Annotated in this window: 20 protein-coding genes and 1 riboswitch; of the genes, 6 read left to right on the top strand and 14 right to left on the bottom strand. The window is 61.4% G+C overall.

Translation table 11 applies throughout. The features are described from left to right. Window positions 1-47: 47 nt before the first annotated feature. Window positions 48-171: riboswitch (SAM riboswitch) on the bottom strand. 236 nt (window positions 172-407) lie between these two features. Beyond that, window positions 408-2,045, top strand: coding sequence for an ABC-F family ATP-binding cassette domain-containing protein (locus tag CVS28_RS00995; protein WP_103480337.1), 1,638 nt, complete (start codon window positions 408-410; stop codon window positions 2,043-2,045). 429 nt (window positions 2,046-2,474) lie between these two features. After that, window positions 2,475-3,875 carry an NAD(P)-binding domain-containing protein gene (locus CVS28_RS00990; protein WP_103480336.1) on the top strand — a complete coding sequence of 467 codons (1,401 nt, stop codon included), beginning with the start codon at window positions 2,475-2,477 and terminating at the stop codon, window positions 3,873-3,875. Window positions 3,876-3,986: 111 nt separating this feature from the next. Here the strand turns inward: CVS28_RS00990 and CVS28_RS00985 are convergent, their stop codons facing one another. The 7 genes from CVS28_RS00985 to CVS28_RS00955 form a co-directional block, all read right to left on the bottom strand. Then, a complete protein-coding gene (locus CVS28_RS00985; protein ID WP_103463899.1) occupies window positions 3,987-5,660 on the bottom strand; it encodes a ribonuclease J in 1,674 nt (557 codons plus the stop codon). Window positions 5,661-5,851: 191 nt separating this feature from the next. Further along, window positions 5,852-7,105 carry an alpha-L-fucosidase gene (locus tag CVS28_RS00980; RefSeq protein WP_103480335.1) on the bottom strand — a complete coding sequence of 418 codons (1,254 nt, stop codon included), beginning with the start codon at window positions 7,103-7,105 and terminating at the stop codon, window positions 5,852-5,854. 48 nt (window positions 7,106-7,153) lie between these two features. Further along, on the bottom strand, window positions 7,154-8,236 hold the full coding sequence (gene ccsB / locus CVS28_RS00975) for a c-type cytochrome biogenesis protein CcsB (RefSeq protein ID WP_103480334.1): 1,083 nt from the start codon (window positions 8,234-8,236) through the stop codon (window positions 7,154-7,156). Further along, entirely contained in the window at window positions 8,236-9,978 is a 1,743-nt protein-coding gene (gene resB / locus CVS28_RS00970) for a cytochrome c biogenesis protein ResB (protein WP_103480333.1), read from the bottom strand. The genes ccsB and resB overlap by 1 nt, the downstream gene beginning before the upstream one ends. Then, window positions 9,978-10,733: a cytochrome c biogenesis CcdA family protein gene (locus CVS28_RS00965; protein ID WP_103480332.1), complete on the bottom strand. Its 756-nt coding sequence runs from the start codon at window positions 10,731-10,733 to the stop codon at window positions 9,978-9,980. The genes resB and CVS28_RS00965 overlap by 1 nt, the downstream gene beginning before the upstream one ends. 16 nt (window positions 10,734-10,749) lie before the next feature. Continuing rightward, on the bottom strand, window positions 10,750-11,337 hold the full coding sequence (locus CVS28_RS00960; RefSeq protein ID WP_103463894.1) for a TlpA family protein disulfide reductase: 588 nt from the start codon (window positions 11,335-11,337) through the stop codon (window positions 10,750-10,752). A 123-nt stretch (window positions 11,338-11,460) separates the two neighbouring features. Beyond that, entirely contained in the window at window positions 11,461-12,123 is a 663-nt protein-coding gene (locus CVS28_RS00955) for a histidine phosphatase family protein (RefSeq protein WP_103463893.1), read from the bottom strand. Window positions 12,124-12,294: 171 nt separating this feature from the next. Here CVS28_RS00955 and CVS28_RS00950 point away from each other — a divergent pair, with 171 nt between their 5' ends. The 3 genes from CVS28_RS00950 to CVS28_RS00940 all read left to right on the top strand — a co-directional run bounded on the left by CVS28_RS00950 (window position 12,295) and on the right by CVS28_RS00940 (window position 14,618). Then, the gene (locus CVS28_RS00950) at window positions 12,295-12,852 is read left to right on the top strand and encodes a YceI family protein (protein WP_103463892.1); all 558 of its coding nucleotides are present in this window, start codon (window positions 12,295-12,297) and stop codon (window positions 12,850-12,852) included. A 109-nt stretch (window positions 12,853-12,961) separates the two neighbouring features. Next, entirely contained in the window at window positions 12,962-13,762 is an 801-nt protein-coding gene (locus tag CVS28_RS19555) for a hypothetical protein (RefSeq protein ID WP_165788016.1), read from the top strand. Window positions 13,763-13,907: 145 nt separating this feature from the next. After that, window positions 13,908-14,618, top strand: coding sequence for a hypothetical protein (locus tag CVS28_RS00940; protein WP_103463891.1), 711 nt, complete (start codon window positions 13,908-13,910; stop codon window positions 14,616-14,618). Window positions 14,619-14,746: 128 nt separating this feature from the next. Here CVS28_RS00940 and CVS28_RS00935 read toward each other — a convergent pair whose 3' ends face one another. Both CVS28_RS00935 and CVS28_RS00930 read right to left on the bottom strand, forming a co-directional pair. Further along, the gene (locus CVS28_RS00935) at window positions 14,747-15,445 is read right to left on the bottom strand and encodes a redox-sensing transcriptional repressor Rex (RefSeq protein WP_243399615.1); all 699 of its coding nucleotides are present in this window, start codon (window positions 15,443-15,445) and stop codon (window positions 14,747-14,749) included. 180 nt (window positions 15,446-15,625) lie between these two features. After that, entirely contained in the window at window positions 15,626-15,928 is a 303-nt protein-coding gene (locus CVS28_RS00930; RefSeq protein ID WP_103463889.1) for a glutaredoxin family protein, read from the bottom strand. Window positions 15,929-16,089: 161 nt separating this feature from the next. Here CVS28_RS00930 and CVS28_RS00925 point away from each other — a divergent pair, with 161 nt between their 5' ends. Then, window positions 16,090-16,902, top strand: coding sequence for an HAD family hydrolase (locus CVS28_RS00925; RefSeq protein ID WP_103463888.1), 813 nt, complete (start codon window positions 16,090-16,092; stop codon window positions 16,900-16,902). An 80-nt stretch (window positions 16,903-16,982) separates the two neighbouring features. Here the strand turns inward: CVS28_RS00925 and CVS28_RS00920 are convergent, their stop codons facing one another. The 5 genes from CVS28_RS00920 to CVS28_RS20335 all read right to left on the bottom strand — a co-directional run bounded on the left by CVS28_RS00920 (window position 16,983) and on the right by CVS28_RS20335 (window position 25,567). Further along, window positions 16,983-17,081 (bottom strand): 30S ribosomal protein bS22, encoded by a 99-nt coding sequence (locus CVS28_RS00920; protein WP_074712200.1) that lies wholly within the window; start codon window positions 17,079-17,081, stop codon window positions 16,983-16,985. Window positions 17,082-17,193: 112 nt separating this feature from the next. Continuing rightward, a complete protein-coding gene (locus CVS28_RS00915; RefSeq protein ID WP_103463887.1) occupies window positions 17,194-17,430 on the bottom strand; it encodes a helix-turn-helix domain-containing protein in 237 nt (78 codons plus the stop codon). 153 nt (window positions 17,431-17,583) lie between these two features. Further along, the gene (locus CVS28_RS00910; protein WP_103480331.1) at window positions 17,584-18,711 is read right to left on the bottom strand and encodes a 3-deoxy-7-phosphoheptulonate synthase; all 1,128 of its coding nucleotides are present in this window, start codon (window positions 18,709-18,711) and stop codon (window positions 17,584-17,586) included. A gap of 198 nt (window positions 18,712-18,909) precedes the next feature. Beyond that, window positions 18,910-19,920: an acetylxylan esterase gene (locus CVS28_RS00905; protein WP_103480330.1), complete on the bottom strand. Its 1,011-nt coding sequence runs from the start codon at window positions 19,918-19,920 to the stop codon at window positions 18,910-18,912. Between the two features lie 223 nt (window positions 19,921-20,143). Continuing rightward, entirely contained in the window at window positions 20,144-25,567 is a 5,424-nt protein-coding gene (locus tag CVS28_RS20335) for a rhamnogalacturonan lyase family protein (RefSeq protein ID WP_133159020.1), read from the bottom strand. Window positions 25,568-25,570 lie beyond the last annotated feature (3 nt).

The following is a 25,570-nucleotide window of genomic DNA, read 5'->3' as shown; positions in this document are numbered from 1 at the left end:
GATTCAGTCATGAGGGTTCCTTCGTGTGAAGGCGAGTGCCGGGCACCGCGCCATACTTACACCGCGCAGTCCTTTGCCGCACGAGTGTCGAATCGTCACCAGGGGCACCCCACTATGGTTTTGAGGGTTGCCGCCCGATCGGCCTGGGCCGCATGATCGGGACTCTTGATTCTGTCCACCAGTCTGCCCGCCGCAGCGCGCCGGATTCAAACCCCTCGTCACATGCGGCAACATTCTCTCGAGCTGGGCCCGTCGACGAGCCTCCGCGCCCGTCCCCCAACTGTGACGCACTTGTTGTCGCAAAACGGCGCAATTTGCACAACAAGTGCGTCACAGTTGGGTGGGGTGGGGCGAGATGTGGGCCACCACCGTCAGGGCAGTGGCCGGAAGCAACTTAAGATTGAAGCATGAGCGCAACACTTGTGGTGAAGGACCTCTCCGGAGGCCACGCCCACCGCACCTTATTCAGCAATCTTTCCTTCACTGTGGCCCCCGGCGATGTCATTGGCGTGGTGGGTGCCAACGGCGCCGGGAAATCCACCCTTTTACGTCTGCTGGCCGGAGCCGACAAACCCCAGGGCGGCACCGTCAGTACGGCGCCACAGGATGCCTTCGTTGGCTGGTTGCCGCAGGAGCACGAGCGCCTCGACGGCGAAAGCATTGCCGCTTACATTGGCCGCCGCACAGGCTGCAGCGAGGCCACCGAAGCCATGGAATCCTCAGCTGAGAAGCTGGGCTCGGGCAACTCCGAGGACGACGACAACTACTCCAACGCCCTGGACCACTGGCTGGCCTGCGGAGCCGCCGATCTGGATGAGCGAATCCCCGCCACCCTTGCCGAACTTGGCCTGGATGTTGGCCCCGAGACTCTCATGACCGGCCTTTCCGGTGGCCAGGCTGCCCGCGTGGCCCTTGCTGCGCTGCTGCTGAGCCGCTTTGACATGGTGCTGCTGGATGAGCCCACCAATGACCTGGATCTGGCCGGTCTGGCCCGGCTGGAGCAGTTCGTCACCGGTTTGCGCGGCGGCGTTGTCCTGGTCTCCCATGACAGGGAGTTTCTGGCCCGCTGCATCACCTCCGTGGTTGAGTTGGACCTGGCCCAGAACAAGGTTGCCGTGTACGACGGCGGGTACGATTCCTTCCTGGAGGAGCGCGCCATCGCCAAGCGGCATGCCCGCGAGGCGTATGACGAGTTTGCCGACAAGAAGGCCGATTTGGTGGGGCGTGCCCGCACCCAGCGCGAATGGAGTTCGCAGGGCGTGCGCAACGCCCTGAAGAAGTCCCCCGACAATGACAAGATCCGCCGCCGCGCCAGCGCCGAGTCCAGCGAAAAGCAGGCACAAAAGGTCCGGCAAATGGAGTCCCGGATTGCCCGCCTCGATGAGGTGGAGGAGCCGCGCAAGGAGTGGGCGCTGCAGTTCAGCATTGGTGCCGCCACCCGTTCCAGCACAGTTGTTTCCACCTTGAATGAGGCCGTGGTGCAGCAGGGCAACTTCACCCTGGGACCCGTGTCGGCGCAGGTCAACGCGGGTGAAAGGATTGGCATCACGGGCCCCAATGGTGCCGGCAAGTCCACCTTGCTCAGGCTCCTGCTGGGACACGCAACGCCGGACACCGGCACGGCTTCCTTGGGCGCCAATGTGGCCTTGGGTGAAATTGACCAGGCCCGCAGCCAGTTCCCCGAGGACACACCCCTGGGCGCAGCCTTTGAGTTACTGGTCCCCGAGCTGAACCAAGCTGAGGTCCGCACGTTGCTGGCCAAATTTGGGCTCAAGGCCGATCAGGTCACCAGCACCGTCGCTGCCCTCTCCCCCGGCGAACGCACCCGGGCCTCACTGGCCCTGCTGCAGGCCCGCGGCGTCAACGTGCTGGTGCTCGATGAGCCCACCAACCACCTTGACCTGCCGGCCATTGAGCAGCTTGAAGAGGCGCTGGAAAGTTACGAGGGCACCCTTTTGCTGGTCACCCATGACCGCCGGCTGCTGGAGAACGTCCGTCTGGACGCCCGCTGGGACGTCCGCGACGGCAAGGTCACCGAACTGTAACCACGGAAACCGGCACCCAAAACGCGGCGCGGCACCCTCGGGTGCCGCGGCCCCAATGAGTTAGCTTTCCTTATCTATTGCCGGATTTTGACTTAACATTTCTAAAATGTTGCAATGGGTAACAAGTTGTTGTTTCTTGGATTTGCAACAACTGCTTGTCGAATCTTGGTGCGTAAAACGCACCAATACCTGGTTCCGGACTACCATTTGACGCCGTTTTGGCCTTGATGCGTATGAGCTCCTTGAAGAACCACTGGCGGCCATCCGCCAGATTACTGCCGCAGCCACCTCTGCCGCCGCGCACCTTGCGCCTTGATGTTTCGCCACAGATGCGCCCTTTTGGCCCTTTCTAGTACTTTCTGGCGGACATGGATTCGAAGCATCGTTTTTATCAGCGACACAAAGAATCCAAGGGATCAGGAGAGCACCATGACATTACGAGTCGGAATCATTGGAGCAGGCCCCAGCGGCATGGCACAGCTGCGGGCATTTGAATCAGCCCGCCAGAACGGCGCGGAGATCCCCCACATCATGTGCTTTGAAAAGCAGGACGACTGGGGCGGCCAATGGAACAGCAGCTGGCGCACGGGTCTGGACGCACACGGCGAACCCATCCACTCCAGCATGTACCGCCACCTGTGGTCCAACGGCCCCAAGGAATGCCTGGAATTCTCCGACTACTCCTTTAATGAGCACTTTGGCCGCGCCATTTCTTCCTTCCCGCCGCGCGAAGTCCTCTTTGACTACATCAAGGGGCGGGTGGAAAAATCCGATGTCCGCAAGTATGTGCAGTTCCAGACGGCCGCACGGTGGGTTTCCTACAATGAGCTGACGCAGGAATTCACCCTCACCGTGGAAGACCTCCCCACCGGAACCACCTCGGAGCACATCTTTGACAAGCTGGTTGTCTCCACAGGGCATTTCTCCTTCCCCGCTGTCCCCGAATTTACGGGCATCAATTCCTTCCCCGGCGAAGTCCTGCATGCCCACGATTTCCGTGGCGCAGAACGCTTTGCCGGCAAGAACATTCTCTTGATTGGCAGCAGCTATTCAGCCGAGGACATCGGCATGCAGTCCCACAAGATGGGCGCGGCATCAGTCACCTTCAGCTACCGCTCAGCCCCCATGGGCTTCGACTGGCCAGAAAACACGGTGGAGCGTCCGCTGGTCACACACTTTGACGCGAACACGGCCCACTTCAGTGACGGCAGCAGCGGCGACTTTGACGCCGTCGTACTGTGCACGGGGTACCAGCACAAGTACCCGTTCCTTCCCAGTGATCTGGCCTTGAAATCCAAGAACGTGCTGTACCCGGCCAACCTGTACAAGGGCGTGGTGTGGCAGCAAAACACCAACCTGTTTTACCTGGGCGCGCAGGACCAGTACTACACGTTCAACATGTTTGATGCGCAGGCCTGGTTTGCCCGCGACGTCATGACGGGGGCCGTGGAACTGCCGTCGCTCGAGGCCCGCGAAGCGGACATCGAACGTTGGCTGGGACTCCAGGCCGCCTTGCTGGACCACAACGCCGAGGCCGATTTCCAGTCGGAATACTTGCGTGAGCTCATTGCCGCCACCGACTACCCGCCGTTTGACCTAGCCGCCGTCTCGCAGTTGTTCAAGGACTGGATGGGCCACAAGGCGACTGACATCCTAGGCTACCGGGACATGAGCCACCGCTCGGTTGTCACCGGAACCCTGGCTGCCAAGCACCACACGCGCTGGCTCAACGCCATGGATGATTCCCTGCAGCGCTACCTGCAGGGTCCCTCACAGGATGTGGACACCGCCACCTTGGATGCCGTCACCGCGGAAGCCATCAGCAGATAGCCTGCAAGGGGCCCTCTGACGGCGTGTGGCAGGAAAACCGAAGGCCCGGCCGCTGCCCCACCTCCATGACGGAGAGGGGGCAGCGACCAGGCCTTCTAGGTGCGGTCCTACTTAGGACTCGACGATGATGACCGTGTACACCGGCTTGCGGCGCAGCGCGCGGTCGGACCAGCGCAGCAGGGCTTCGGCGACGGCCTTTTCGGCGCCATGGCCCGTCTTCTCGCCGCGGAGCCCGGAGATGGTCTTCTCCACGATCCCGGTGGCCTTTTCAATGTCCTTCGGCGTGAGGTTGAAACCTACGGGGAAGTATTCCGGGTCTTCTTCAATCTTGCCATTGTCAGGGTTGACGATCAGCAGTACGGTGACAGCACCGTCCTCGGCCAGACGGAGGCGGTCCTGGAGGGACTCCTCCGTTGCCGCGCCGGGCACCATGTTTTCCACGTAGACGTAGGCTGCGGGAACGCTGCCGGTGACCTTGGCAACGCCGTCCTTGAGGTCAATGGTGGTGCCGTCCTCAACGATGAATGCATTCTTGGGGTCGACGCCGGTGCGGACCGCCAGCTCGGCGTTGGCCTTCAGGTGGCGGTATTCACCATGGACCGGCATCACGTTCTTGGGGCGGACCAGGTTGTAGCAGTAGACGAGCTCGCCGGCGCTGGCGTGGCCGGAGACGTGCACCTTCGCGTTGCCCTTGTGGACAACATTTGCACCCTGCTTGGTGAGGTCGTTGATCAGACGGTAGATCGAGGACTCGTTGCCGGGGACCAGCGAGCTGGCCAGCAGGACGGTGTCGCCCTCGGTCAGGTTGATCTGGTGGTCGCCGCTGGCCATGCGTGCCAGTGCTGCCATGGGCTCACCCTGTGAACCGGTGCAAATGAGCACGGCCTTGTTGGGGGCCATGCGCTCAAGTTCCTTGGCGTCAACGAGCATGCCGCGGGGGATCTTCAGGTAGCCGAGGTCGCGGGCGGTGCCCATGTTGCGGACCATGGAGCGGCCCACAAAAGCGATCTTGCGGTTGTACTTGTGCGCAGAGTCAATGATCTGCTGGATGCGGTGCACGTGGCTGGCGAAGCTGGAGACGACGACGCGGCGCGGCGCAGTGCGCATGACCTGGTCGATGGCCGGAATCAGGTCCGCCTCGGCGGCCAGGAAGCCGGGAACTTCGGCGTTGGTGGAGTCAGGCATGAACAAGTCAACGCCTTCCTCACCCAGACGGGCGAAACCGGCAAGGTCGGTGATGCGCTTGTCCAGCGGGAACTGGTCCATCTTGAAGTCACCGGTTTCCAGCACCAGGCCGGCAGGGGTGCGAATGGCAACGGCCAGGCCGTCCGGGATGGAGTGGTTGACGGCCAGGAATTCGACGTCGAACGGGCCAAACTTGCGACGGTCACCTTCCTTGACAGTGATCATCTTGCCCTTGATCCTGTGCTCGTCCAGCTTGGTCTTCAGGAAGGCCAGAGTCAGCTTGGCGGAGATGACAGGGATGTCGCCACGGTGCTTGAGCAGGTACGGAACACCGCCAATGTGGTCCTCGTGGCCGTGGGTCAGCACCAGGCCAACCACGTCCGCCCAGCGGTCCTTCAGGTAGGAGAAGTCGGGGATGATGACGTCAACGCCGGGGTGGTGCTCCTCGGGGAAGAGCACGCCGCAGTCAACGATCAGCAGCTTTCCGGCAAATTCGAAGACGGTCATGTTGCGGCCGATCTCCCCCAATCCACCGAGGGCGACGATGCGCATGGCGCCTTCGGCAAGGGCGGGCGGAGTTTGGCGAGCAGTTCTTCTCATGGGATTCCAGACTTTATTGGTGATATGGGCGTCAGGCCGTCGACGGAGCGAGGCCTTCTAGTGCGATTCTTTCGGCCAGAAGCTAGACCGGTATCGCTAAAAGTTTGTGCGTGCTAGACCCGATTTTACCACCGCACCCGCACCAACATTCGCGCCGGTGCTGCGCTGCGCTTGGGCTAGCGCCGGAAGCCTCATTTCGGGGCCTCGGTGGTGGCTAGATAATTGATCGCCGGGACGTGACTGACGCCCGTGCTGAACGCCGTGACGGCCGTGAGCAGCGGCTCCTCACCCTCGAGGTGAATGATCAGCTGTGCAGCCCTCACAGGCTCGACGACGTGGATTCGTTGGGTCCCGATGGTCCCGGCCTCAACCACGAGCCGGCCGTCCTCGGTCAAGACCAAGTGGTGGGCCACACGCTGGCCCGTCACCAAATCTTCACTCAGGCGCAGATGGTCAAAAGCAATCTCGGCGCCGAAGTCGGCAAGCCAGGTACCGTCACCCGCAGCGCTGAGCGCGGCGGGAAGCGGAGTCTGGAAACGGCGTCGAACTTCAGTGGAAAACTCCCCCAGCCGGGCAACGTCCTGGGCCGGAATCAGCCCGCGCATGTCCGGGGGCAGGTTGAGCAGCAAATTGGCGCCCAGCCCAATGGAACGGTAGTAAATGGCCAGCAGGTGGTCCAGTTCCTTCGGCTCGTCCTCCGGGTGCCAGAACCAGCCGCGACGCAGCGACACATCGCATTCCGGCGGCAGGTACAGGGCCTCGGTGAGGGCCGCCGAGTGGACCGTGTAATTGGAGAAGTTGGTTTCAGCCACCACGTAGTGCACGGGGTCGGCGGCCAGGCCGTCCTCATTTCCCACCCAGCGGATGGTGGGGGCGCCCATGTTGAAGACCATGGCTTCAGGCTGCAACTCGGCGATCAGCGCGCTGATGCGCTCCCAGTCATATTCACGCCCCTGCGAGCCGGCGCCGTCGAACCACAGCTCTGCCAGCTCACCGTAGCTGCTGCACAGCTCACGCAGCTGGGCCAGGTAAAAATCGTCGTAAGCTTCCCTGTCCGGGTAGCACGCGGCGTTTCTGTCCCAGGGCGAGAGGTAAATGCCCAGCTTCATGCCGAACTTCCGGCATGCAGCGGCCACCTCGGCCACAACGTCACCATCACCCCCGCGCCAAGGCGAGGATGCCACGGAATACTCCGTGGTGGCCGTGGGCCACAGGCAGAAGCCGTCGTGGTGCTTGGCCGTCACAACAACATATTTGGCACCCATGGAGACTGCGGTGTGGACCCACTGTTCGGCGTCCAGCTCGGTGGGGTTGAAGGACGCCGCGGGCAGGGTCCCATCGCTCCATTCCTTGCCATGGAAGGTGTTCAAACCGTAGTGGAAGAACGCCCCCATGGCGTCTCGCTGCCAGACGAGTTGTGCAGGGGTGGGGATCACGGAATGCATGAACCAAGCTTTTCACAACATTGGAGCCAGGTGGCTCCAATGTTGTTGCTAGCTGCCAACCCCGGCGTAGGAGTGCAGGCCGGAGAAGTACATGTTCACAATGGTGAAGTTAAAGACCACGCAGAGGTAGCCAACAATGGACAACCAGGCCGCACGGGTGCCCGTCCAGCCCTTCGTGGCGCGGGCGTGCAGGTAGCCGGCGTAAACCACCCAAATAACAAACGTCCACACTTCCTTGGTGTCCCAGCCCCAGAAGCGGCCCCACGCCTTTTCCGCCCAAATGGAACCGAACATGAGCGTCAGGGTCCAGCCCACAAACGCAATGCCGTTGATCCGGTAGGAGAGATTTTCAAGGCTCAAGGCGTTGGGGACAAGGCGCATCACGGGCGCCTTGTCCTTCTTGCCGGCAGCAATGGAGGCCTCGCGGCGGGTCTGGAAAAGTTGCAACACCGACATGGCAAAAGTCAAGGTGAAGAACGCCGAGGACAGAACCGCAATGGAGACGTGGATGATCAGCCAGTAACTCTGCAGTGCCGGCACCAGGTGGCCAACGGGTGTCCAGAACGCCACGGATGCGGCAACCACCATGACAAGCACCAAGCCAATGACAAAGGTACCCAGGAAGCGCAGGTCGCGGCGGGTCAGCACCAGCAAGAACACGACAGCCACGGCAAAGCTGCCCGTGGTGCAGAACTCGTACATGTTGCCCCACGGGACGCGTCCTGCCGCCAGTCCGCGGAAGAGCACCGCGGCACCTTGCACGACGGCGGCAACCACAGTCAGTGCCACGGCGACTCGGGCAACAACACGGCGTTGCTTGCCGTAGCGCATGGAATCGCCAGCCGTAATGCCGTCGGAGCCGGCATGGGTTTTGCTGCTGGGCCGGACTCCGCGATCCTGCGGGCCGGAATCAAGGCCCTGGCCTGCCGCGCCACGGGCACCCACAAGTGCCGCTTCCTTGCTGTTCAAGGCATCGCTGGCGGCCTGCTCGCCGGCCAATCCCTTTTTGACCGCCTGGCTAAAGGTCACCAAATCCCAGGCGTAGGCGCAAAAAGCCACCGCGTAGGCCAACCCGGCAACCAGCATGAGCTGCTCACTAAGTTGGGCGAAGCCTTCATTGATCTCTGGCATTACTGATCCTTACTTGCCGCGGTAACGTGCTGCGCGGAGTCTGTTGGTGCGGAGTCGTTGTTTGTTGTTTGTGCCTGCTCACCATTTTGCCCCGGCGCATCCATTGGCACCAGCCATTTGGCGTGTAAGGCTTTGTTAATGGCTGCGTATTCGCCGGCCAGACGATGGTCCTCGCCGCGGGCCAGGAGGCCAAATTCCACCATGGTGCGTCCGTCGGGATGGTTGCCCGTCCGCACCCACACACGGCGGCGGTTCAGGAACAAGGAGCCCATGAGGCCGGCCAGCGCCAGGAGTGAGAAGACCAAGACGTAGCCTTGGCCCGGATCGTGCCTGATGTCGAGGGCGGCGAATCGCTTGATGCCGTCAAAACTGATGCTGCCGTTGCCATCAGGCAGGGTGTAGCTCTGCCCTGGAACCAACACGATGCCGCCTGCATCGACGTTGCGTGAGTTGATCTCCGTCAGCTTGGAGGTGTCCAGGGTGTAGACGTTGCGTGGCACACCGTTGTCCAGGCCCAGATCGCCTGTGTAGGCGTTGAGGTTCAGCTGCGGGTTGAAGGGGTCGGGGTCCGAGCCAAACGCCACACCCTTTTCATCGATGAGCGCCGTGGGCAGGAAGAAGCCCACAAATCCAAGTTGGTTGGGCTTGGCGTCGGGCACCTTGATCACCATCAAGGAGGTGTAGGCGCCGTCCGTGGGAATCGTGATGACGGGGCCTTGGAAGGCCACATCGCCCTTGCCATCCTTGACGGTGACTACCGGGGCGTAGCCGTTGCCCACCAAGTACAGGTTGGTGCCGCCCAGAGCAACTGGCTCGTTGACCTTGAGGGTCCTGCTTTCAGCCTCCGCGCCGGGGCCGTCCTTGACGCTCAGTGTGGCGTTGAAGTCCAGTGGCTGGCCGTAGTGGGCCTGCGTTGACCTGTCATACTTGACCACCAAACGGTCCAACTGTACTGAGTAGGGGCTCAGCCGGTCATCACTGAAATTGGCTCCGGGGGTGAACGTGTCATAGCTCATCAAGGTGTTGACAAAGGTTTCACCCTCCACCAAAACGCGCTGGCCGCTATAGCCGAACAAGCCGCTGAAGCCAATGGCGGCCAGAACACCAATCATGGCCGTGTGGAAGATCAGGTTGCCCACTTCCTTAAGGAAGCCAATCTCGGCGCCCACCGAGGGCCGATCAGTGTCAAGGTCACGCACATCCACCCTGTAACGCCGAGCCTTCAACATCGCCGCTGCGTCCTCCACAGCAGTGTGTGCGTCGATTCCGCTCCCGGCCGGGATTTCCACCGTGCCGTATTCGGCAAGCCGGGAAAGTCGCTTGGGGGTGCGCGGGGGTGCGGAGCGCATGGCCTTGTAATGAATCTTGGCGCGCGGCAGAACACAGCCAATCAAGGAGGTGAACAGCAGCAGGTAGATGGCGGCAAACCAGGGCGAGGAGTACACGTCAAAGAGTTTGAACCAGTCCATGATGGGCCCCGAGGTGGGGTTGTCCTTCAAATACTGGGTCACTTCGGCAGCGTTGGTTGAGCGCTGCGGGAACAAGGAGCCAGGCACGGCCGCCACGGCCAGCATCAACAGCAGGAACAAGGCGGTGCGCATGCTTGTCAGCTGCCGCCAGGCCCAGCGCAGCATGCCGATGAGCCCGAGTTGGGGCAGCACAACGTCGCCGCCAGCTGGCTGCGACTTCTTGCGCTTGGGCTCTTTCGCCGGCTTGGGCTCTTCCACCACTGTCTCTTTCATTAGATTGGCAATCTCACTTCGTTAGCAAACCAAAACTGCAGTTGATTGATCCACGTGCCCCACAAGCCGGAGACCATCAACAAGCCCAATGCAATCAACAGGCCGCCGCCAAAGAACTGCAGTCCGCGGCGGTGCTTGCGGAAGAACGCCAAGGCGCCCAGTCCCTTTCGTGCACCCAGGGCGATCAGCAGGAACGGCAGGCCAAGTCCCAGGCAGTAAACAAAGGTCAGGAATGCGCCCTTGGCCGCATTGGGCCCGTCTGAAAACGCCAGCAGCTGTACTGCACTGAAGGTGGGGCCAATGCACGGAGCCCAGCCCAATCCAAAGGTTAGCCCCAAAATGGGTGCGCCCCACAGCCCTGCCGGGGGTTTCGCGTGGATCTTCGCTTCACCTTGGAACCAGCTCATGCCGCCCAAGAACACAACACCCATGAAAATGACCACGACGCCCAGCACCTGGGTGACCCATGCGGCGTCGGGCCCCATGAGCCACGCACCCAGCTGGCCAAAGACCGCGCCTATCAGCATGAAAACCACTGAGAAGCCCAGCACGAACAAGCCAATCCCAGCGAACATCCGGCCGCGGCGCTGATCCTGCAAGTCGGCCCCGCTGAGCCCGCTCACATAGCCCAGGTACCCGGGAACCAGCGGCAGCACGCAGGGTGAGAGGAAGGAGACAAGCCCGGCCAGTAAGGCAACGGGCATGGCCAGCAGCATGGAGCCGCTGAGGATTGTCTCAGCAAATGGATTGTTCATGAAGGGTGGGTGGCCGCTAGTTTTCGGCCAGGGCCGTGGTGAGGAGGGCCTTCAGGGTGCCCTTGTCCGCAACGCCCAGGATGCGGGCGCAGACGCGGCCCTTTTTATCCAGCACCAGAGTGGTGGGAACGGCGGCCGGGGGCACAAACTTGGTCAGCGCCAGCAAAACACCGCCGTCCTTGTCCACGATGCTGGGGTATGTCAGGCCAAAATTGCGCTCAAACGCTTCGGCCGTGGCCTTTTCATCGCGCACATTCACGCCCAGGAACTCCACGCCCTTGGCACTGAATTCGGTGTTGAGCGACTGCATGTCAGGGGCTTCCAAACGGCAGGGGGCGCAGGCCGCGTACCAGAAATTCAGCACCGTGACCTGGCCGAGGAAATCTGCCGCGTCAACTTTTTTGCCGTCGAAGAGGGTACCCGTGAACTCAACCGGTTCTTTGCGGTCAGCGGCACCGTATTCCGTCACTGAACCGTCGCCGGCAATGTAATTCTTGTTGTCTCCGGCGTTTGCCTGCTCTGCCAGGGGGTCCTTGCCAGTGCAGGCAGCCAGGACTACCGCCAACGCGGCGCCACCAGTGGCCATCAATGATCGCCGGCTCATCGAGGAAGTCACGATGGTGCCTTTCATTCTTAGGGGAAGCCATCGCGCAGGCGCAGAAACGGCATTATGTTCTACGCTACGTCGAAAAGCTGATTGTCAGCTGTGTGCCTTGTGACGGTAAGGCTAGGCGCCGGGGGTGGTTGCGGCACCGGGCAGCAGCACCGCAGCAGGTTCGCTGTAGAGAACATCCACCACGTCGTCGCCGTCGAACGTCAAGGAGGTCAGGGACGCCAGCGTGCACTCGCGGTTGCGCGGGTCATGCCACAGCGGCTTGCCCTCGGCGCTGCGGCGGGTGGCCCAAATGGGCAGCTGGTGGCTGACCATGATGGCCTGCGCGCCGTCGCCGCCCAATTCGAAGGCACGACGGCGGGCATCCCGTGCCGCTTCGAGCATGCGTTCGGCTTGGGCCGCGTACGCTTCACCCCATGACGGCCTGAACGGGTTCACAAAATAAGGCCAATGCTTGGGCTTGCGCAGCTCAGCCTTGCTCATAGCCAGGCCCTCAAAGTGGTTCTCCGCCTCGATGATGCGCGGATCCGTCACGATCTCCAGGCCCAGTGCAGCAGCCGTGGGCTGCGCCGTTTCCTGCGCCCGGGTCAGCGGTGAGGCCACCAGGTAAACGGGGGCTGCGCCGTCGGCCGCCTGGGCCGCAAAATGCTCGGCGACCATGTCAGCCATGGCCCGGCCACGCTCCGAAAGATGAAATTCGGGAAGCCGGCCGTAGAGCACGCCATCGGGGTTGAAAACCTCGCCGTGGCGCAAAAGATGAACAGTTACTCGGGACATGTTTCCCAGTTTCTCAAAGTTAGTTGGTTAGGGGTTAATCCGTTGCCGCTAAAGTTTTTTTGGAACACGGGAATATTAGATACAAACGCATGCTTATACCTATCGATGGGCAACCACTGCGGATGTCCGAAGCGCAACTTTCAACGCAAAACTTTCCCCAAGGAGATCCACATGTCAGTAACCACCATTGAATCCACCGGCCTCGCACAGGGCATCTGGAACCTCGACACCTCACACAGCACCGTGGGCTTCGTAGTCCGCCACGCAGGCATCTCCAAGGTTCGCGGCCAGTTCACCGACGTTGAAGGCGCACTGACGCTCGGCGAAACCCTCGCCGAGTCCTCAGTGACCGCCACCATCCAGGCAGCCAGCTTCAGCTCAGGCGACGCCGGCCGCGACGGCCACGTCAAGAGCGCCGACTTCTTCGACGTCGAGACGTTCCCCACCCTCTCCTTCGTTTCCTCCAGCGTTTCAGGTGACGCCGAGGACTTCGAGCTGACCGGCGAGCTGACCATCCGCGGCATCTCCAAGACCGTCACCTTCAAGGGCGAGTTCAACGGCGTTGCTGTTGACCCGTTCGGCCTGACCCGCGCAGGCTTCGAAGCCAAGACCGTCATCAGCCGCAAGGAATTCGGCCTGACCTGGAACGCAGCCCTGGAAGCTGGCGGCGTATTGGTCTCCGATAAGGTCACCATCACCTTGGACGTTGCCTTCGTCAAGGCTGCATAACCTTCAACACCCGTAATACGAATGCCGGTTCGCCACTGTGGCGGGCCGGCATTCGTGCTACCACTTAGTACACCTATACAAGTGCTTGGGCCAGGACTAGGGTACTGCTATGAGTACACCGAATGAGTTTGAAGGTACCGAGCACTCAGGCTCGCAACCGTCTCCTGCCGGTTCCCAGCCTGATCCCAACACTGCCGCCCCCGGTCATCAGGCACCCGGGCCACAGACGCCGCCACCGGGGTACCAAACACCCGGCCCGCAGGCACCCCCTCCGGCCGGATCCATGCCGCCTCCGGGATATCAACAGCCCGGCTACCACGCTCCGCCGCCCGGCTATCAGCAGCCCGGGTATCAATCTCCGCCGCCCGGCTATCAGCAGCCCGCTCCCCGACCGGCCGGAGACTCCAAGTTTGAAATGCCAAAAGACACTCCCCATTCAATGAATGACGTCATGCCGGTGGGCGGCTTTGGCGGGATCTTCAAGATGGACGGTCTGCCGCAGCTACTGAAGATCTCCTACATCATCTGGCTGGTCTCGGCAGGCCTGTGGCTGCTGGGCACGTTCTTCTTGCTGATCGGTTCATTGTTCGCTTTGGGCGCCAGGGACAATTCCATCTTCGGCATCACCGTCCCGGGCAGTGGAGCCGAGATCCGTGCGCAGGGCGTCAAGGGAATCGTTGTTGCCATCATTTCCCTAGTTCTTATAGCTGCCATAATCATTTGCGCCATGAAGCTCAAGGAAGGCATGCAGTGGGCCCGGATGGCGTTGTCGGTCATCGCCTTCCTGAGCATCGTTCTGCTGTTCTTCGGCGCTGGCGGTGGCCTGCTCGGCATTGTGGCCGCTGTGTTGATGTGGCTACCAGAATCAACGGCCTGGCTTAACTCCCGGGCCAGGGGAGTCACGCCTTAGCAAGCCTTAGCAACAAGAAGTAGTGAGCAAAGACAGAGGTCGCGTAGGGTTTAGAGCAAACCCCACCGCGGCCTTTCTCTTTGCCTGGCCAGCTTCCTGGCACAAGTGTTCAGCCCGCCGCGGCAAAACTGAAAGAGCAGCTGCCATGACCACACCCGGTGAAGAATCCCAAGAGCACCCCACTCCCCGCCCGGGAAGCTATGGGGAAATAGCCCCCGGTGTCCCCCGCTATGGCCAGTACGCCCCTGCCGGATGGGAACCGCCGCAGGACGTCAAGGACGCCCAGGCAGCACTCTCCTCGTCAGCGGCACTGCCCCAGGCGTCCCAATACCCCGGATTTCAGGGTGGCCCCGCCGCCAACACTGGTGGTGGCTCCGTTGACCCGCAGTCAGCCTTGGTGCCTCCTGCCCGTGTCATTCTGGCGGTCCGCTTGATCATGACCGCCGGCATCCTGCAGGCGGCATCCGTGGTGGCGCTGCTGCTGGTGCTGCTGGTACCGGCAGTCAAGGAAAGCGTCATGGAAACTCTCCGGGCATCCATGTCGGATTACCCGGCCTTGACGGAGGCCTATGCGGACCCGGCCATCGTCAACGCAGCCTTGTTCATGGCGTTCGTAATCAGCATTGCCATGACGGTGGTTTATTTTTGGCTGGCCATCAAAATTCGACGCGGTGCCACGTGGGCCCGGACCACAGCCCTTGTGCTGGCGTGCTTTTCGCTGCTGATGCTGGGGCAGCTGAATCCCCTCAGCTTCGTCCAGATTGGGCTGGGATTGGTAGCTGTGGTTTTCCTGCACCGCTCCCCCGCCAAGGAGTTCTTCCTGGCTCACAAGGCCCGCAAGGGTGCCAACCTGTAATCTTCTCCCACGCCTGCCCGGCCTCGTGGCCTCGTGAACGGGGAGTAGTTGTTGATGTTTGGGTAAAACATCAACAACTACTCCCCGTTCACGAGGCAAAAAGGGCTGTGCGCAAACGTTGCCCCCGACTAAGTGCCCGGGCTGTCCTGCTCCAAGGTCGGGTCCTGCAGGCGCTGGGCGTGGTAGGCCAGGATCTGCAGCTCAGTGGCCATGTCCACTTTGCGCAGGTTCACGTTGTCCGGGACACTCAGGGCCACGGGTGCAAAGCTGAGAATGCTGTGGACACCAGCCGCCACCACCCTGTCGCACACGGATTGTGCCACCGCGGCAGGAAGCGCCAGGACCACCATGTTGGCCCGGGTGCCTGCCAAAACTGATTCAAGATGCGCCACGTCGCTGACCCGCAGCCAACCGATCTCGTTCCCCACCAGCAATTGATCAGCATCGAGCAACGCCACAACATCAAATCCGCGCGATTCGAACCCGGCATACCGGGCAAGGGCCCTGCCCAGGTTACCGGCACCAACTATGGCCACCCGCCACTCGTGGGTCAGACCGAGTGCCTGGGCGATCTGCCGGCTCAAATTCGCAACCTCATAGCCAACACCGCGTGTGCCGTAGGAACCCAAGTGGGAGAGGTCCTTGCGGACATTTGCTGAGCCCACTCCGGCGGATTCGGCCAGGGCTTCAGAGGAGACGTTCTCCACTCCGTCAGCAAGCAGGGCATTGAGTGTGCGCAAGTACAAGGTCAGGCGGGACACCGTGGCGGGGGGCAGCTGCCGGGCCTGTTCGGCCGGCTGGTCACCCGGGGTCTGCACTGGGATCAAGAAAACACTCCACATTCTCAAACTAGGCCGCCCCAGGTGAGGAACAGGTGTCCGCAAGATCCGCCGTTGGCCTTAGACCGTTTAAACTACTGTATGACCTGTCCTTGGTCCTCACCAAAAGCCGCGCCTTGACCCGGCAGACAACAACAGGGGCAGCGGACGGCCTCGCGTTGCACCGTTCTAGGCGTCCGCCATAGCCCGCTCCAGGATGGTGCGGAGGCGGACGGGGTCGATCTGCCAAAAATCACGCTGAATTCCGTCCACCAGGACAACAGGAATTTCCTCACCATAACGGGCCGTGAGCGCGGCATCGCCGTCAAGGCTGAGCTCAGACCAGTCCAGACCCAGCCCACCAGCCACCTGGGTGAGCACCTCGCGGGCGTCGTCACACAGGTGGCAGCCCTCCTTGGTCACCAGCTCCAGCCGCGGAACACGGCGGGTGGGAGTGGTTTGATTTTTTGCGGTGTCGGGAGCAGAATCCATGCCTACAACGGTACTCGTCTGGACGGGTTCGCACAGCTGGCACGCGATTTGCCAGCCAGCTGCGTGCCTCCGCTGCCGAGAAATGAAAGTTTCACCACAGTTAAGCCCCACTTCAAGTGGCGTGAGCGGCATAGACGGGCTGGATTGACTAGACTCGATCCATGCCCGACGTGATTACCAACAGTGCCGAGGCCACCTCGACCACTGCGCACCACCAGGGCGAGGCAGCTTTCTTTGATGTGGACAACACCCTGATGAAGGGTGCCAGCTTGTTCCATGTGGCCCGCAAGATGTATCAAAAGCGCGCCTTCACCCTCGGTGACGCTGCCGGCTTCGGTTGGAAGCAAACCAAATTCATCCTGCGCGGCGAAAACATGAACGACGTTCATTCGGTTCAGGATTCTGCACAAAAACTCGCTGCCGGCATCAGCGCCGAATTTGTGCGCCAGCTGGGTGAAGAGGTCTTTGACGAAATGATCGTCTCCAAGATCTGGCCCGGCACCAAGGCCCTCACACAAGAACACCTGAAATCCGGCCGGCAAGTTTGGCTGGTGACAGCCACCCCAGTGGAGGTTGCCGGCGTTATTGCCGCGCGCCTGAACCTGACCGGTGCCCTAGGCACCGTGGCAGAAATTGAAGACGGCGTGTACACAGGACGCCTGGTGGGCGAGATCCTGCACGGTCCTGCCAAGGGACGGGCTGTTCGTGAACTGGCCGAACGCGAAGGTTTGGACCTCGCCCGGTGCTGGGCCTACAGCGACTCTTATAACGACATTCCCCTGCTCACCGCTGTGGGAAACCCGGTGGCCATCAACCCCGACGCAAAACTGCGCAAACATGCCCGTGACAACAACTGGCCCATCTACGACTACCGCTCCGGGCGTCGCGCAGCAACACTGGGACTGAAGGCAGCCACCGGAGTAGGCGCTGTCTACGGTCTGTGGAAGGGCATCTCGATCGTCCGCCGCCGCTGAGTCGTCAGCGCCGCCGTCGGACATGAAAAAAGCACCCGTCCACCGAAAGGTGAACGGGTGCTTTCGCAAAAAAAGAAGATTTACTTCTTGTTACGACGCTGGTGACGCGTCTTGCGAAGCTGCTTACGGTGCTTCTTCTTGGACATCCGCTTGCGGCGCTTCTTAACTACTGAACCCATGAAAGTTCCTCACAAACTGCATAGAAGGCCCCAAATGAGGCCCAAACGATTAGGTCGACCGATCGCAGGAATCGGTCAAAGCCGAAAATGGATCTTTCCTAGACTACCGTGCCTAACCGGTCTGCGCCGAACCGGAAGTTCCAGCAGTCCCTGTGCCATCCACCACCGCACCCTTGAGGAACGCCTCAACCGCGTTCTGCGGCACCCTGTATGACCTGCCAAAGCGGACAGCCGGGAGCTCTCCGGCGTGCACCATTCGGTACACGGTCATGTTTGACACGCGCATAAGAGCGGCAACTTCTTGAACCGTCAAGAAGTGCACATCGGAGAAATTCTGATCCTGTGTCATGACCGTACCTCGATGTTCGCTGGCAAAAGACTCTTCAAGCGTCCGACTCACAGCGCCTTCTGCCTCTAGCGCTAACTCTAGGGGCAGAAGGGGCCACTGTGATAGGTGTTCAGTGCATCTTTGCCAAGTGCATCTTTGCCAAGCGCGCGGACGTTAGGCAGCGCTTGCGCTGTTGTTGCGGCGCGCCCGTGAGCTGCGTGCAAGGTTGGCCAGCACATCGGCGCTGACATCCCAGTCCATGCAGGCGTCGGTGACACTCTGGCCGTAGTTCAGCTCAGCGGTTCCGGCGGCAACCTGCTCAACATTGAGGTTTTGGGCCCCGCCCATCAGGAAACTCTCCAGCATGACCCCGGCAATGTTGTGTGCGGAGGCGTCGTCTACTTCCAGCTGAGCACCAATTTCCAAGGCCACCTCGGCCTGGCGGTGGTGGCTCTTGCCGGAGTTGGCGTGGCTGGCATCAACAATGAGTCGCGGATTAATGCCGGCGCCGCAGGCCTGCGCGGCGGCGTCAGCCACGTCCCCCGCACGGTAGTTGGGGCCCTTGCGCCCGCCGCGCAGAATCACGTGGGTGTCCTGGTTGCCTTCGGTGCTGACCAGGGACGCGCGGCCGTTGCCGTCAATGCCCAGGAATGACTGGGGCGCACTGGCAGCGTTGCAGGCATCGAGCGAGACTTGGAGGTCGCCGTCGGTCCCATTCTTGAACCCGATGGGCATGGACAGTCCGGAGCTGAGCTGGCGGTGGATCTGGCTCTCGGTGGTCCGCGCGCCGATGGCACCCCAGGAAATCAGGTCGGCCGTGTACTGCGGGCTGATCGGCTCAAGGAACTCGGTGCCCGTGGGCAGTCCCAGCTGGGCCACCTTCAGCAGGAAGTCGCGCGCCAACTCCAAGCCCTTGGCGACGTCGTGGCTGCCATCCAGCATCGGATCGTTGATCAGACCCTTCCAACCCACGGTGGTGCGCGGCTTCTCGAAGTAGGCACGCATCACGATCAGCAGGTCTTCCTCGTGCTCCTTGGCCGTGGCAGCGAGCCGGCGGGCGTATTCCAACCCTGCCTTGGGATCATGAATGGAGCACGGGCCCACAATGACCAGCAGCCTGTCATCCACGCCGTCCATGATGGCCCGCACCTGGTCACGGCCGCGTTCGACGACGTTGCTTGCGTGGGCGTCCAGCGGAAGCGCAGCTTCAAGCTCGGTGGGGGACGGCAGCGCCGTGAAGCGGCTGACGCGCAGATTGGCGGTGGATTGGTGGGCCGGTTCGGTGGCTGCTGTGATGCTCATGAGGGGTTCCTTTGCTGCGGGCTGGCAGCGGACCCCTCTTCGGAGCCCGCCTGGAAATGGCGAAGGACAGAGAATGAATTCTCTGTCCTGTTGGCTCTGAAGGTGATTGGATGCGTGTCAGTTAGACGCGGGCCCCTCCAGAGCCAACGAAAAATACGCATACCAACGGTTTGTCATGCCCAAACCATACGCCGACATTTAGCCGGCCAGCAAATCGGCCACGTAATGCAGCTGCCGGAGCCAGTGGTGCTCCTGCCCGCCTTCATGGTTGTTGAAGCGGTAGTACGCCATTTCTTTGGCCGGTGGCTGGGCCGCTGAGCTGCCGTAGCCGTTGTAGGAGCCAAACACGGTTGTAGGCGGGCACACGTCATCCTGGCCGGCGCAGGAGTACAGCGCGGGGACGCTGGTGCGCGCGGCGAAGTGCACTCCGTCGAAATAGTTCAGCACTTCCAGGAACGGTTCATAGTCAGTGCGGTGGCGCTTGAGGAAGGCGGCGATTTCCGGGTAGGGGCCACGCACAGCAACGTCGATGGAGCGCGGGAAGTCCTGCAGGAAGGGGACGTCGGGCATGAGCGCCACGACGCCGTCGAGCCTGCCCGCGGCCAAACCAGCTGCCGCTATGGCCAGCCCACCGCCCTGGCTGACGCCGGTGAGGATGACTGTGGATTCATCCACTTCCTCATGGGATTGGGCTGCCTCAATGGCACGGAAGGCATCCACGTAGAGGCGGCGGTAGTAGTAGTCCTCACGGGAGCTGATGCCACGCGTCATCAAACCAGGGTGTGCCACCTCGCCCGCGGAGGGGTGCGGATCCGGGGTGTCGCCGAGCAGGCCGCCATAGCCCTGGCCGCGGCTGTCCATGATGAAGTGCGCGTACCCGGCTTGGGCCCAGGAGGTGTCCTGCTGGACCAGTCCGCGACCACCGGAGTAGCCAATGTATTGGACCACCACGGGCAGTTTCTGGCCCGTGGTGCGGTTGGCGGGCAGGTGCAGCCATCCTTTGATGGGGGCGCCGTCGAAGCCGGCAAAGGTGGCGTCAAAGCTGTCGATGACGCTCAGCATGTTCTCCACTGGCGTGAAGTTGGCTTTCAGCGGGAATTCGCGAGCTTCGGCAATGGTGTTGTCCCAGAAGCTGTCAAAGTCTTCGGGCGCAGTGAGTGCTGCGGAGAAAGTGCGAAGCTTCTCGAGGGGCAAATCGAACTGTGGCATGGCTCAGGTTCCGTTCCAGTCAGGGCCCGGCACAGGATCCGGACAAACACTTTGCTAGAGACATCCTACGTCCTATGCGTTGTCTTCGCCTGTGTTTTGGGTGCATTAATGCGCTTCAGCGCCACGACTGCGCTTGAGCGGCTTGTTGGCGGTTGGGAAACCGCCAACAAGCCGCTCAAGCGCAGTTATGCGAGGTAAGACTGTTCATTCATGGTTTGCATACCTAGCCGTGGGATCGCCGACGGCGCATGAGCAGCGCACCAACTAGGAGCACAACCACACCAACGGCCAGCATGGGCAAGAGGCCGCTGGCACCAGTGGCTGAAAGTTCACTGCCACTGCTGGAACCAGCTGCCGCACTGTTCGTTGCGGCGCCACTTGCCGTCGGCGGATCAACAGTGGACGTTGGTGCCGTGGCTGGCCCCGTTGGCAGCTCAGTTGGAGGCTGCGACGGTTCCGGATTCACAGGTGCCCCCGGCGCTGGCTCACTTCCGGTGTAGGCGATGCTGGGCGCCTTGGGCGCCGTCATCCCAACACCCAGGAAGTAGGAGGTGTGCGGTGGCTGGTTGTAGGCGGTGTTTTGCCATGCCACCCCCAACCGGTAGACGGGGTCCGACTGCAAGGTCCGCAGGCGGTGATCCGTCAGATCAACGGTGGTGGCGATCCGCAATGCCGAGGAATCATCCAGGCGCGTAACAATTTCCTCGCGCCAGTCACCGAACAGATCCGCCTGAAGTGATGGGCTTCCCTTGGTGTCATTGTTTGTCAGGGTTCCCGCAGCGCGGTAGATCTCCTTGCTGGTGTTTGTTGTCCAGTCCCACTTGGAAATGGTGGGCACTCCAGTTCGGCTTGCGTCCGTCCACTCGTGGTCAGTGATCTCGCGCAGCAGGTCACCGTCCCACCAGGTGAGAAAGTTTGCGGCCGGAATGCTTGTTCCGATCAGTGCACCATCGGCTGCGTGCAGTTCACCCACTGGTGAATTCCATGCGGCAGTCCCGCCAATCGCCCATGCTTCGGCGCCTTGCTGAGTTGGATCAATGTCTGCTGCCGCTCCGCGCCCGGTGTCCTTGGTGGCCGGGATTGACCAGAGGACTTCGCCGGTGGCTGCGTCGCGGAACGTGGCGCCAATACCGTGCTTGGACGGCGCCTCCTCATGAACGGCGAACACCTCCATGCCTGGCCGTGACGGATCCAGATCCGAGACGTGGATGGCATCGCCGTGCCCCAACTTGGTGTTGTACAGGACCGATCCGTTGTCATCGATGGTCATGGAGCCAAAGACAATCTCGTCTTTCTGGTCACCATCAACATCGGCGACGGAGAACTGGTGGTTTCCTTGGCCACGGTATTCATCACCAGCGCTGTTGGAGTCAAAGGTCCACCGCTTGCTCAGGGTTGTGCCGTCAAAATCGTAGGCGGCAACGACTGTGCGGGTGTAGTAGCCGCGGCTGAAGATCACACTGGGGTGTTCGCCGTCGAGGTAGGCCACCCCTGCGAGGAAACGGTCCACTCGATTGCCATAGGCGTCACCCCAGGCACCAACGTCGCCGCGTTCAGGTGTGTAGTCGATGGTGTCAATCGCGGCGCCTGTTGCCCCGTTGAACACTGTCACGTATTCGGGACCAGAAAGAATGTAGCCGGAGGAATTCCTGTAGTCTGCCCGCGGATCACCAATCACCGTGCCAGCACCGTCCACTGTTCCATCGGCCGTCTTGAGGGTAACCTCGGCCTTGCCATCACCGTTGAGGTCGTAGACCTGGAACTGTGTGTAGTGGGCTCCAGCGCGGATGTTCTTGCCCAGATCTATCCGCCACAATCGCGTCCCGTCCAACTTGTATGCGTCAACGTACACAATGCCCGTATAGCCGGCCTGCGAATTGTCCTTGGAGAGGGTGGGATCCCACTTCAAGATGATCTCGTAGCTGCCATCGCCATCGACGTCGCCAATGGATGCATCGGAGGCGCGGTAACTGTACGGCTGCCCGTCCTTGGTGTAGTCATCGGCCGGCTTTTGCAGTGGAACATCCAATGTTTGGGCGTCCCACACAGTGAAGCTTTCAGTAGCCCACAGCTCGGCACCATTGAGGACGGTTGAGATCCTGTAGCGGGCCTTGGATGTTCCGTCGGCGTCGAGCAGGTTGGTGCTTCCCGTAACAGGGGCGTCGGTGATCTTCACGCCATCACGGTAAACATTGAAGGCGATGGAATCCGGGTCAAGGCCCAGCATGCGCCACCCCAGGTAGACACCCTTTTCGGTGTCAACGGCGACCGGGGCCCTGTCCAACCGCTCGGCCTGCCGCACCAACGTGGTCACAGCGCCGGAAGTGACTGTCTCAGATTGGTCCGAGACACCGCCTCCATTGACTGAGGCAACCGCGTACTTGTAGGCAATGGTGGTCAACACTGAGTTGTCGGTGTATTCCGGCGTGCCTGCCCGGCCCACCAGCTTGAAGTCGCCAAAACTGCCATCAGCCTTCGCATCAGCCCTGAATACTTGGTAGAAAAGTGCATTCTGGACAGGCTTCCACGCCAGCGTCAGGTCATTCTTGTTGACTTTGCCCAGTGTGGGTTTTCCCGGCACGGCAGCTTTTGCTACCGACGGATCAACAGTTGTCACGGAGATCTTGTTCGATGCCACTGACTCACTGCCGGAAAGATCCAACGCCGCGACGTAGTAGCTGTACTCGAGCCCGATCTCTGCTTTGGTGTCAGTAAAGGAAGCTGTTGTGGTGTCACCCAGGGCCTCCGCCTTGTCCGCCGTGGCGGACTTTCGGTACACCCTGTAGTTGGCAGCATCTGTGCCCACCCAGGACAAACGAACTGTTGCAGATCCGGTTTCGATGCTGACGCCGTCGGCCTTCAAAGAGGTGGGGGCCAGCAGCAGAGGCGTAATCTCAATGCCGTTGAGCCGCGATGAGTCCCCGCCCATGACCAAGTTCAGTTGACCGTCGAGGACCTGGACGGGCTGGCTGATCTTTGCCGATACCGAACCCTTGCCCGCATTGGAAGCACCGAAGTCCTTCCCTTCCAGCAGGACAGTCGATTTTGAGCTGCCAATCCAGTCACCGTTGTACGTCTTGACGGCGTAACTGCCGTTGGGAACGTCCACCACAAACTGGTGCGTTGCCGCGGGCAGGAGGAAGTCCCGCTCCACATTGTTCGGTGCCGGGTCGAAGTTGCTGCCCCTGTCCCGCCCGCCCAAACCGGCAAGGTCAAGGAACCCCCAGCCAATTTCCTTGGTGTACAGGGACTTTTCGTTGACTTCGGTGTATCCGGGCATCAGCGGATTCCCGGCAAGTTGGACATCGAATTTGTACAGGGGCGCCTTTGTCTGGATGCGCACAATGTTCGACGGCGTGGAGTCACCGCGGCCGTTGACGGCCACCACACGGAAGTCGTAGGACGCGCCTTCTGCCAGGTTTCCCACAGTGGATTGGGGCAGCGTCGAGGTGGACACCAACGCCCAGCCGCCATCACCTGCGGCTGCGTCCTTACGGAAGACCTTGTAGATGTCTGCCCCTGTGACGGCTGACCAACTTAGCTGGGCACCAGCATTTGAAATGGATCCGGCCACCAGCTTTGCCGGGGCCGCGGGCACAGCGGCGGGCGGTTCAGCGGCCACCACCTCATCAGCCAATGGCATGTCCAGGGCTGAAATGCCTGTGGCCACCAGCCGCGCCATCGCGATGGCACCATATTCCTGGAAGTGGGTGTCGTCGGCCGTGCCGCTGGGCCGGGACGGGTAAACACCTGCCGGCACGTGCAAGAACACCGAGAGGGCCGCTTCGGGGCCAATGCTGTCAAGGTATGTCTTGGACAGCGCCGACAGGTCCACTAGCGCCGTTTTGCTTTGGCTGGCCAACCCACTGGCTGCTGCCACATAGTCGGGGAAGGAAACATTGAACTTGCCGGTGGCTGCATCGAAGGAGCGGCGGGAAACTGGTGTCACAATGATGGGTGTGGCCCCACGTTGCCGGGCTCCGTCCACATAGGTGCGCAAGTATTCGGCGTAGTCGGCCGGGGCGGCGTATCTGTCATCAACACCCTTGCTGTTGTCATTGTGGCCAAACTGAACAAAGAGGTAGTCGCCCGGACGGATGCCGCGCAGCACTTCATCCAGGCGGCCCTGGCTGATGAAATTCTTCGAGCTGCGGCCTCCGATGGCCTTGTTTTCCACTGTGACGTCCTCGGACAAGTAGCGCGGGAGCATCTGGCCCCAGCCTGCCTGCGGGGCATAGTCGGAGGTGTAGCTTTGCACTGTGGAGTCCCCGGTCACCCACACTGTGGGTTTGGTTCCGGCAAGCCGTGGCGACTTTTGCGTCAGGACCACAGCGTTGATGTTGGGGGCCGTGCCGCCAAATTCCAGGTTCAGCTGACCGTCAACCACAGCAATATCAAAGGACATTTCCAGATAGTTCCCGGCCGTCCTGGCTGTTTGCTGAACTTTTGCCATCTGCTCAGCGGCGATGGAGATATCCGTGGCGCCCGTTGCATCGCCGGCTATCAAGTCAACTGTGTAGTCGCCATTGGGCAGGTCCACAACAAATTCGGTGTCCCCAACAGTGGCAAAGTCGCTGCGTAGGGCATCGGCGGTTCCCCTGTCCGTAGCTGTGACAGCGGATGGATCAATAAATCCCGCCCGGTTCTTGGCTGTGTAGGCGGTTGTGGCTTTGATACCAACACTGTTGCTTGCCACGGCGCCGTTGCCGAAGTCGAAGGTGAGCACGCCATCCTCGGGCAGGACCGGCGCAGGAGATGAAAGTGAGGATACTGCTGCCGCCGATGGCTTTGAAAGTCCGTCGCCACCTTTGGCTTGGACTTGGTAGTAGTGGACTTTGGTGGTGTCCACAGCGTCGGTGACAAAGACATCGCCGGTGGTCTCGGCGACCTTCGCGTAGGTGCCCGACACACTGTCTGAGCGAGAGACCACATAGCCTTTGGCGTCCTTGACTTCATTCCAACGCAGCATCACGGATGCGTCGGTGACATGGGCCATGCGCACGGCGGTGGGCGCAAGAAGCGCCGACGGCGCCGTTGTGGGGGTTGGTGCGGACGTGGGCGTTGGGGCACCGGTGGTGGCAGGTGGCTGCGTCTGCGCCGCCTTGATGACCACCGCGTTGACGTAGCCTCCGGCACCTTCGCCGGTGATATCAATGGTGAGCTGGCCGTCACTCACTGTTGTTTGCCAGGTTTGGGTCACCACAGCTTGGCGGGCTTGGATTGTGCCGGCGCTCTGTCCTTCCAAGGCAATGCTTGTCTTGGTGGTTGAGGTGCCAGCCAGTTGGTCGCCGGATTGCACCTCGACGTCGTAGATGCCATTGGAAACATCAGCAACGAACCCCCACGAGGCGCCCAGGACAAAGTCATTGGCGACGGCGTCCGGCACAGTAGCGGTGCGGTTCCGGGACACGGGGGCGACGCCCGCAACGGGCACAATGCCGAATCCGGTGGCGGCGCTGTAGCGGGTGGCTTCGTTGACCCCCGCCCATCCCTCACCTATGGCACTACTTGTTGTGCCGAAGTCGAATGACCAGAGCGCCTTCTGCTCGGCGGCCAGGGCTGGCACACCCATAAGGACCAGCCCACATACGGCGGTTCCGGCTATGGCCGGGCGAAGTAAATAACGGAAATGGGACGGGAACTGCATTGC

The organism is Arthrobacter glacialis, from assembly GCF_002909415.1.
Taxonomy (GTDB): domain Bacteria; phylum Actinomycetota; class Actinomycetes; order Actinomycetales; family Micrococcaceae; genus Specibacter; species Specibacter glacialis.
Note: the sequence above shows the minus strand (reverse complement) of the source record. Positions and strands in the feature narration are given on the sequence as shown.

Excerpts from the sequence above, each read along its gene's own strand:
- CVS28_RS00995 (WP_103480337.1), top strand. The coding sequence starts at position 408 with ATGAGCGCAACACTTGTGGTGAAGGACCTCTCCGGAGGCCACGCCCAC.
- CVS28_RS00990 (WP_103480336.1), top strand. The coding sequence starts at position 2,475 with ATGACATTACGAGTCGGAATCATTGGAGCAGGCCCCAGCGGCATGGCA.
- CVS28_RS00985 (WP_103463899.1), bottom strand. The coding sequence starts at position 5,660 with ATGAGAAGAACTGCTCGCCAAACTCCGCCCGCCCTTGCCGAAGGCGCC.
- CVS28_RS00980 (WP_103480335.1), bottom strand. The coding sequence starts at position 7,105 with ATGCATTCCGTGATCCCCACCCCTGCACAACTCGTCTGGCAGCGAGAC.
- ccsB (WP_103480334.1), bottom strand. The coding sequence starts at position 8,236 with ATGCCAGAGATCAATGAAGGCTTCGCCCAACTTAGTGAGCAGCTCATG.
- resB (WP_103480333.1), bottom strand. The coding sequence starts at position 9,978 with ATGAAAGAGACAGTGGTGGAAGAGCCCAAGCCGGCGAAAGAGCCCAAG.
- CVS28_RS00965 (WP_103480332.1), bottom strand. The coding sequence starts at position 10,733 with ATGAACAATCCATTTGCTGAGACAATCCTCAGCGGCTCCATGCTGCTG.
- CVS28_RS00960 (WP_103463894.1), bottom strand. The coding sequence starts at position 11,337 with ATGAGCCGGCGATCATTGATGGCCACTGGTGGCGCCGCGTTGGCGGTA.
- CVS28_RS00955 (WP_103463893.1), bottom strand. The coding sequence starts at position 12,123 with ATGTCCCGAGTAACTGTTCATCTTTTGCGCCACGGCGAGGTTTTCAAC.
- CVS28_RS00950 (WP_103463892.1), top strand. The coding sequence starts at position 12,295 with ATGTCAGTAACCACCATTGAATCCACCGGCCTCGCACAGGGCATCTGG.
- CVS28_RS19555 (WP_165788016.1), top strand. The coding sequence starts at position 12,962 with ATGAGTACACCGAATGAGTTTGAAGGTACCGAGCACTCAGGCTCGCAA.
- CVS28_RS00940 (WP_103463891.1), top strand. The coding sequence starts at position 13,908 with ATGACCACACCCGGTGAAGAATCCCAAGAGCACCCCACTCCCCGCCCG.
- CVS28_RS00930 (WP_103463889.1), bottom strand. The coding sequence starts at position 15,928 with ATGGATTCTGCTCCCGACACCGCAAAAAATCAAACCACTCCCACCCGC.
- CVS28_RS00925 (WP_103463888.1), top strand. The coding sequence starts at position 16,090 with ATGCCCGACGTGATTACCAACAGTGCCGAGGCCACCTCGACCACTGCG.
- CVS28_RS00920 (WP_074712200.1), bottom strand. The coding sequence starts at position 17,081 with ATGGGTTCAGTAGTTAAGAAGCGCCGCAAGCGGATGTCCAAGAAGAAG.
- CVS28_RS00915 (WP_103463887.1), bottom strand. The coding sequence starts at position 17,430 with ATGACACAGGATCAGAATTTCTCCGATGTGCACTTCTTGACGGTTCAA.
- CVS28_RS00910 (WP_103480331.1), bottom strand. The coding sequence starts at position 18,711 with ATGAGCATCACAGCAGCCACCGAACCGGCCCACCAATCCACCGCCAAT.
- CVS28_RS00905 (WP_103480330.1), bottom strand. The coding sequence starts at position 19,920 with ATGCCACAGTTCGATTTGCCCCTCGAGAAGCTTCGCACTTTCTCCGCA.
- CVS28_RS20335 (WP_133159020.1), bottom strand. The coding sequence starts at position 25,567 with ATGCAGTTCCCGTCCCATTTCCGTTATTTACTTCGCCCGGCCATAGCC.